The organism is Terrabacter sp. P5_B1 (genome assembly GCF_056400505.1).
On the sequence record NZ_JBFULD010000345.1, the window covers coordinates 1 to 4,284 of the forward strand.

The 4,284-nt window shown below is 73.0% G+C and carries 4 protein-coding genes, 1 tRNA gene and 1 pseudogene; 2 read left to right on the top strand and 4 right to left on the bottom strand.

Going from position 1 to position 4,284, the window contains the following annotated elements; genetic code table 11:
* Both selA and AC1DP0_RS18795 read right to left on the bottom strand, forming a co-directional pair.
* Window positions 1-1,031 (bottom strand): L-seryl-tRNA(Sec) selenium transferase (selA, locus tag AC1DP0_RS18790; protein WP_478087412.1); only part of this gene is annotated, 1,031 nt, incomplete at its 3' end.
* Between the two features lie 25 nt (window positions 1,032-1,056).
* A tRNA-Sec gene (locus AC1DP0_RS18795) sits at window positions 1,057-1,152 on the bottom strand.
* Between the two features lie 71 nt (window positions 1,153-1,223).
* Between AC1DP0_RS18795 and selD the strand changes: the two genes are divergently transcribed.
* Together selD and AC1DP0_RS18805 are read left to right on the top strand one after the other, a co-directional pair.
* On the top strand, window positions 1,224-2,216 hold the full coding sequence (gene selD, locus AC1DP0_RS18800; protein WP_478087414.1) for a selenide, water dikinase SelD: 993 nt from the start codon (window positions 1,224-1,226) through the stop codon (window positions 2,214-2,216).
* Window positions 2,213-2,611 (top strand): rhodanese-like domain-containing protein, encoded by a 399-nt coding sequence (locus AC1DP0_RS18805; protein ID WP_478087416.1) that lies wholly within the window; start codon window positions 2,213-2,215, stop codon window positions 2,609-2,611. The genes selD and AC1DP0_RS18805 overlap by 4 nt, the downstream gene beginning before the upstream one ends.
* Window positions 2,612-2,620: 9 nt before the next feature.
* Here AC1DP0_RS18805 and AC1DP0_RS18810 read toward each other — a convergent pair whose 3' ends face one another.
* Window positions 2,621-3,955 carry an L-lactate MFS transporter gene (locus tag AC1DP0_RS18810; RefSeq protein ID WP_478087419.1) on the bottom strand — a complete coding sequence of 445 codons (1,335 nt, stop codon included), beginning with the start codon at window positions 3,953-3,955 and terminating at the stop codon, window positions 2,621-2,623.
* A 33-nt stretch (window positions 3,956-3,988) separates the two neighbouring features.
* Window positions 3,989-4,284, bottom strand: a pseudogene (locus AC1DP0_RS18815) (NrfD/PsrC family molybdoenzyme membrane anchor subunit); the annotation flags it as partial.

Below are 4,284 nucleotides of genomic sequence, written 5' to 3' on the forward strand. Positions count from 1 at the left end.
GTGCGGGCCAGGAGCCGGTCGAGGTCGACGTGGAGGTAGTCGGTGACCGGCGGGACCGGCCCACGCAGGGTCGCCTCGAGAGCCGCGAGCGTGAGCTTGTCGACGCGCAGCGCACGAGCGAGGGGATGGCGTCGCAGTCGTTCGACCGTGGCTCCATCGCCGAGGACCAGTCCGGCCTGTGGTCCGCCGAGCAGCTTGTCGCCGCTGGCCGTGACCAGGGTCGCACCGTCGGCGAGCGCCGTCGTGGCGTCAGGCTCGTCGGGGAGCATCGGGTCGGCGCGCAGCAACCCGCTCCCGATGTCGACGACGAGGGGCACGCCCAGCGTCGCGAGCTCCCGGACGGACGCGGCGCTCGTGAAGCCCTCGACGCGGAAGTTGCTCGGGTGGACCTTGAGGATGCAGCCGGTGTCGGGCCCGAGCGCCGCGGCGTAGTCGGCGAGTCGGGTGCGGTTCGTCGTGCCCACCTCGCGCAGGCGAGCGCCCGTGGAGGCGATGAGGTCGGGCAGCCGGAAGCCGTCCCCGATCTCGACCATCTCGCCGCGGCTCACGAGCACCTCCCGGTCCGATGCCAGGGCGGTCGTGGCGAGGACGAGCGCAGCCGCGCCGTTGTTGACGACGAGGGCGTCGCCCGCAGCCGGCACGGCCGCGCGGAGCGCCTCGAGCGTTCCCCGACCGCGCCGGGCCCGCGCCCCCGTGACGGTGTCGTACTCGACGTCGACGTATGCCGCAGCCGCCACGACCGCGTCGACCGCGGCGTCCGACAGCGGTGCCCGACCGATGTTGGTGTGCACGACGACTCCGGTGGCGTTGAGGAGCGGCCGGAGGGTGGTGCTCCGGGCCGGGAGAGCCGCGCGCGCCGCTGCCACGACGTCGTCCGGGGCGATCTCACCCGTGCGGGCGAGCGCCTGGGCGGAGTGCACCGCGGCCTTGACCGTCGCGGCACCGTGCCGGGTGGTGGCCGCGACGAGGTCCGGGTGCGCCATCAGCACGTCGGTGCGGGGGACCGTCCGCCGCGGATCTGCCTGCGCCACACCGACTTCCTCTCCCGCAGAGATTTGGCGGAGGTGGACGGGAATCGAACCCGCCAGGCCGAGATGCTCGGCCTCACCGGTGTTGAAGACCGGGGGGACCACCAGGTGYCCGGACACCTCCACGCCCACCGTACCCATCGCCCGCTCGGCAGGCTCAGGGGGCCGGACGGCATACGCCGTCGAGGGTGGGGTATGACTGCTGGCGTGGACAGAGTGCGACTGACCCAGTTCGCGCACGGCGGCGGCTGTGCGTGCAAGATCCCGCCCGGCGAGCTCGAGGACATGGTTCGCGGGCTCACCGGGGTGGCGGACGCCGACCTGCTCGTCGGACTCGACGACGGCGACGATGCGGCCGCCGTCCGGATCGCCGACGGCCTCGCGGTGCTGGCGACGGCCGACTTCTTCACACCGGTCGTCGACGACGCCTACGACTGGGGCCGCATCGCGGCAGCGAACGCGCTCTCCGACATCTATGCCATGGGCGGGCGACCTGTCCTGGCCGTCAACCTCCTCGGCTGGCCCCGCGACGTCCTTCCTCCCGAGCTGGCCGCCGAGGTCCTGCGCGGCGGCCTCGACGTCGCGCGTCTCGCCGGCTGCCCGGTGGCCGGCGGCCACAGCATCGACGACCCCGAGCCGAAGTACGGCATGGCCGTCACCGGCGTGGCCGACCCGAACCGCTTGCTGCGCAACGACGCCGCCCGGGCGGGCCTGCCCCTCAGCCTCACCAAGCCGCTGGGTGTGGGGGTGCTCAACAACCGGCACAAGTCGACGGGCGAGGTCTTCCCAGAGGCGGTCGCGACCATGGCCGCGCTCAACGACGTCGCGAGCCGCGACGCCCTGGCGCACGGCGTGGAGGCGGCCACCGACGTGACGGGCTTCGGCCTGCTCGGGCACCTCTACAAGATGGCGCGCGCGTCGGGCGTGACGGCCGTCGTCTACGCCGCCGCGGTGCCCTACCTCGACGGGGCACGCGCGTCGCTGGCCGACGGCTTCGTCCCCGGAGGCAGCCGGCGCAACCTCGACTGGGTGCGCCCCCACCTCGACGCCTCCGTCGACCTCGACGAGCTCCTCCTGCTGGCCGACGCCCAGACGAGCGGCGGCCTGCTCGTCGCCGGCGAGATCCCGGGCGGCACCGTCATCGGCGAGCTGCTGCCCCGCGGCGAGCACGTCATGCTGGTGCGATGAGCCGTCTGGACGACCTGCTCGAGCAGGCCCGGGTCGGCATGCGGCGGCTCACGCCGGAGCAGGCCCGGGACGCTCAGGCGCGAGGAGCTCTGCTCGTCGACACCCGCACCGAGACGCAGCGCGCCCGGCAGGGAGACCTGCCGGGCGCGCTCGTCATCGACCGCACGGTGCTCGAGTGGCGGCTCGACCCCAGGAGCCCGGCCCGTATCCCGGAGGCCACCGACCTCGACCTGCACGTCATCGTCATCTGCCGCCAGGGCTACAGCAGCTCCCTGGCGGCCGACTCGCTGCGGCGGTTGGGGCTGACCCGGGCCACCGACGTCGTGGGTGGGGTCGAGGGGTGGCTGGACGACGGGCTGCCCCTGTCCGAGGGGCCGCCCGACGTCCGTGAGTGACCCCAGCGGTCAGCGGCGCCGCTCGGCGGTGGCCCCGGGGGTCGCGGCGGAGGCGGACGGGGTGCCCGTCCGGGGGGCCGGCTTCKTCGTCAGCATGGGCAGCGCCATGCCGACGAGGGCGATGATGCCGACGACGGTGAAGCCGAGCGTGTAGGCCTTCTGCTCACCGATGAGCGAGGAGATGAGCAGCGGCCCGACGATGCCGCCGATGCTCCAGCCGATCAGCATGAGGCCGTAGATCGCCCCCGCGTTGCGGACGCCGAAGAAGCGACCGGCCGTCGACGGCATCGTGCCGAAGGCGCCGCCGTAGCAGGTGTAGACGAGCGCGGCGAGGATGGCGAAGAGGATCGGCGACGCGACGTGCGGGATGAGCAGCAGGCAGACACCCTGGATGCCGAGGATCCCCATGAACGCGGGCATCTTGCCGATCCGGTCCGAGAGCCAGCCCCAGAGGATGCGACCACCGCCGTTGAACAGGCCCAGCACGCCGACGAGACTGGCGGCCGCCGCGGCGGAGTAGCCGGCCACGTCGCTCGCGCTGCCGGCGGCGACGGAGATGAGCGAGATGCCGGCCGTCACGCTGAGGGTGAGGATGGCGGTCAGGAGGTACCACTGCGGGGTGCGCAGGGCTTCCTCGGCCGTGAAGTCGACGTCGGGGACCGGGTCCTTGGTGTGCGCGGCGGCACTGTGCCCCGCAGCGGGAGCCTCCATGCCCGGGGGGACGTAGCCGGCCGGCGGGTTGCGGAAGAGGCTCGCGCCGATGACCACCGCGACGAGGTAGCCGATGCCGAGCGGCAGGAACGCCTTGGTCGGCATCGACGGGTCAGCGGCGATGAGCCGCTGGCCGAGGGGCGCGGTGATGACCGCGCCGAAGCCGAAGCCGGCGACAGCGATGCCGGTGATGAGGCCCGGCTTGTCGGGGAACCATTTCTGCAGCATGGCGATCGGCACGATGTAGGCCATGCCGAGGCCGAAGCCGCCGAGGATGCCGTAGCCGAGGATGAGCAGCCAGAACTGGTCCTTGTCGGCGAACGAGGCGAGGATGACGCCGAGGCTGTAGATGATGCCGCCGGTGAGGGCGACGGTCCGCGGGCCGCGGCGGTCCTGGATGCGTCCGCCGATGTAGCTGCCGACGAAGATCATGCCGATGGCGACCTCGAACGGCACGGAGGCCTGCGCCTTGGACCAGCCGAAGGCGTCGTGGCTCTGGATGGCCTTGGCGAAGACGCTCCACGCGTAGACGGCGCCGATGGCGAGCTGCACGAGCACTCCCGCCACGAGGATGAGCCACCGGTTGCCGCCCGGTGAGGCGGTGCTGTCGTTCCGAACCGCACTGGTACTCATGGGGCTCCCCTTCTGGTCTGGTGGTCCGGCGCGTCAGCGCGCCGTGGTGATGGAGTCGTCGACGACGCCGGCGGCCCGGCGCTTCTCCAGCCGCTCTCGCTGCGGCTCGACGGTGTACTTCGGGTCGATCGCCGAGACCATGCCGGCCTCGAAGACGCCGAAGCGGGTGCACACCGAGGCAGCCATGAGGGCCGCCCCGCTCAGTGCTGCGGTGACCCGGTTGCCCCCGAGGGCGACGGCGCCGATGGCCCCGCCGATCGTCAGGGCGCGACTGGCCTTGAGCAGGCGCCCGGCCTTGCCGGTGCGCAGCGGCTCCGAGAGGGTCGGAC